General features: G+C 69.9%; 1 protein-coding gene. It reads left to right on the top strand.

What is annotated here, in order from left to right:
* Positions 1 to 74: 74 nt before the first annotated feature.
* Positions 75 to 448 (top strand): hypothetical protein (locus MKK54_RS09110; protein WP_244010480.1); only part of this gene is annotated, 374 nt, incomplete at its 3' end.

The raw sequence follows: 448 nt of genomic DNA on the forward strand, positions 1-448 counted from the left end.
GCCCTAGATGCCTGCGACAAGCGCCACGTCTGGGCCAGCTACGCCAAGCTCGCCGCCCCCGAGAGGACCACACGATGACGGCCCGTGATCGCCGGCCCCAGGCCCTGGACCGGGAGCGGTTCGACAAGTGCCGGGCGCTAATGGAGCGCGGTGCTACGGAGGGCGAGCGTGCAGCAGCACTTGCGGCGGCAACCCGCGTCGCCGCTGCCGCCGGGCTCACATTGGCGGAAGCCTTGGCCGCGAGGGACAGCGCACGTCCAAGGTGGACCGAGAGCGCCCCGCCCTACACGCCGCATCCGACCCGCCGGCCGTACCCATTCCAGCAGCGCGCTAAACGGCCTTCGAAGCCGGAGCCGATCACCGTCGAAGAGATCATGAGGCAGAAGGCCGAAGACCTGGCGCGGCGGAAGAAAGCGGCAGCCCGCGAGGAGAAGCGCATGCAGAAGGT

The sequence above is a fragment of the Methylobacterium sp. J-068 genome (assembly GCF_022829445.1).
Lineage (GTDB): Bacteria > Pseudomonadota > Alphaproteobacteria > Rhizobiales > Beijerinckiaceae > Methylobacterium.